Source organism: Ramlibacter sp., assembly GCF_013697775.1.
Taxonomy (GTDB): Bacteria; Pseudomonadota; Gammaproteobacteria; order Burkholderiales; family Burkholderiaceae_C; genus Ramlibacter.
The window spans coordinates 1-2,281 of sequence record NZ_JACCWG010000201.1; the positions used below are offsets into that span (position 1 = coordinate 1).

Consider the following 2,281-nt stretch of genomic DNA (forward strand, 5'->3'; position numbering starts at 1 on the left):
CGGCCGCCGGGTTGTTCAGTTTGTTGCCGTACGGGTGGTAGTTCTCCTTCCACAGCACGTTGCCGCTGGCGTCCGTGGCCAGCTGCGGCGTGCCCGATAGGTCGTTGTGGAAGTACGTGACCGGGTCCGGCGCCGCCGACGTGGTCATCGTCTCGGTGTAGGTTGCCGTGCCGCCGCCGCCGCTGGCCGTCCAGGTGCAGGTGGACGGATAGCCCACCCAGGCCGCGCTGGCCGTGCCCGTGGCGGTGCCGCTCACCGCCAGGGTCGCGTTGCCGGTGAAGCCGGTGCCCGTGGAGGTGCAGCTGCGCGACACCGTGCTGGCGTTGGTCGAGCTCCAGGTGAGCGTGTAGGTCTGCCCCGCCACCATCGGCGAGGGCGTGCGCGTGACGCTCACCGTGGCCGCCGCCGACGTGGTCATCGTTTCGGTGAAGGTCGCGCTGCCGCCGCTGCCCGTGGCCGTCCAGGTGCAGGTGGACGGGTAGCCCACCCACAGCGGGTCGGCCGTGCCCGTGGAGGTGCCGCTGACCGTCGGCATGGCCATGCCGCCGCTGTAGCCCATGCCGCTGGCCGTGCAGCTGCGCGTGACCGAGGTCGCGTTGGTGGCATTCCACGTCAGCGTGAAGCCCTGCCCCGCCACCATCGGTGTCGGGGCGCGCGAAGCACTGATCGTGGGCAGCGCTGCCGACGTCGTCATCGTCTCCGTGTATGTCGCCGTGCCGCCCGTCCCATCAATTAAACCCAGGAAGTCCTGGATTGCATCGGGTATTGATCTACACCACCATCATGATCGAGAGCGTGCACGCTCCGTTGCACATGATCATCAAGAGCCGAAGGCATTTCCCCAGAGACGACACGGCCCTCAAGCCGATCTGGTTGGTACCCGCTTAGGATGTCGCGCCGACTTGCTCAAGGCGCCGCCCCAATATCAGGTCAATAGTAGTGTGACCCAGTACGACAGCCCGGTGTGCCGTCGTATGGCTTGGTCGCGAGTCCCTGTTTGCGCCCTCGGTACCGCCCCTTTAGCCGCAACACGCGCCATCAGTTCAAGGGAGGGCTCGGTGCGCTACGCGAACGCATGGCCTTCGGCTAGGCCAAACTGCGCACGAGTTGCGCCGCGCGGATACGGTCGAGTGGCTGGGTAAGTAGCGGATTGGCAAGCTCATGGAGAATCTCCCCCATCAACGACTCTGCATTGTCTTCAAGCCGAACATCATCTCGTCCTTCGACTTGGTTCGCCCATAACTCAATGTCCGATTCACCCACCTCGCCTCGAAGATATCGCTGTAACACGCGCTCTAGATGTTTCTTTGTCATCTCCACGCCTTCCCCCTCGTAATCCCACGTAAGCGCGGAGAGTCCCCAAATGATTTCCTCTAAGGGCATAGTCATTTCAAGCAAGTCACGCACAAATGAAAGGCGCTTCTTTTCATCGTCAATCATGGAAATACTCCCCCATTAACCTTGTCTTTGACGTGCACGATGTTGCCAGCGGGATCGTAGGTTGTCTTCGTATATTGGACAGTTTTTCCTGCTGCGTCTATTTGCTTTTCATAGACTGCTGATGATCCAGGCACTCGACCATTGGAAGTCGCTTGAACAGCAACGCCATCGTTCGGAAGTGGCTTTACGCTCACGCTCTCTTTTGCATTTGATGGGAGCTTTTTTTCAAAACGATTAATATTTTTGGCCTGTTCCGCGGTGAGTTTTACTTCCTTCGCTGCCTGGGCGCCTTCACTTGCAACCCTCGCGATTTCCCCGACCTTCGCGAGCTCCGCCCCATGCTCGACTGCCTTGGCAGCCTTCATCGCCAGCCCTACCCCCGGGATTGGGCTTGCAACCCCCACCACGCTTATCGCGACGTCCAATGCGGCGTGGCCAACGCCCGTCCCACTGTATAGCGCCATCCCCAGCTTGCCCAAGTCGTAGGCAAGGAAAACCACGTCGATCGGGCTATGCCCATCCGGATCAACAAACTTATAAGGATTGTTGTTCGCGTACGCGTACCGGTTGAAGCTGTGGACGTCCTCCGGGTCCGCGCCCTTGGGATCGATCCCCATGAACCGCCCCAACATCGGGTCATAGTAGCGCGCACCCATGTACGACAACCCAGAATTGCCGTCGTACGGCTTGCCCGCAAAGCCCAGCTTGTTGGTACCAGCTGCAGCTGCCGGGTTGTTCAGCTTGTTGCCGTACGGGTGGTAGTTCTCCTTCCACAGCACGTTGCCGCTGGCATCCGTGGCCAGCTGCGGCGTGCCCGACAGGTCATTGTGGAAGTACGTCA

The 2,281-nt window shown here is 60.9% G+C and carries 3 protein-coding genes and 1 pseudogene; 1 reads left to right on the top strand and 3 read right to left on the bottom strand.

The annotated features are described in order from the left end of the window. On the bottom strand, positions 1–694 hold a 694-nt coding region (locus H0U68_RS09840), incomplete at its 3' end, for an RHS domain-containing protein (RefSeq protein WP_296355057.1). Positions 695–747: 53 nt separating this feature from the next. On the opposite strand from H0U68_RS09840, the pseudogene H0U68_RS09845 reads away from it, so the two are divergent. Continuing rightward, positions 748–876 (top strand): annotated as a pseudogene (locus H0U68_RS09845) (IS256 family transposase); the annotation flags it as partial. Between the two features lie 210 nt (positions 877–1,086). Here H0U68_RS09845 and H0U68_RS09850 read toward each other — a convergent pair. Together H0U68_RS09850 and H0U68_RS09855 are read right to left on the bottom strand one after the other, a co-directional pair. Beyond that, a complete protein-coding gene (locus H0U68_RS09850; protein WP_296355059.1) occupies positions 1,087–1,440 on the bottom strand; it encodes a hypothetical protein in 354 nt (117 codons plus the stop codon). After that, on the bottom strand, positions 1,437–2,281 hold an 845-nt coding region (locus tag H0U68_RS09855), incomplete at its 5' end, for an RHS repeat-associated core domain-containing protein (protein WP_296355060.1). The genes H0U68_RS09850 and H0U68_RS09855, both read right to left, overlap by 4 nt.

Coding starts and splice junctions, on each gene's coding strand:
- H0U68_RS09850 (WP_296355059.1), bottom strand. CDS start 1,440: ATGATTGACGATGAAAAGAAGCGCCTTTCATTTGTGCGTGACTTGCTT.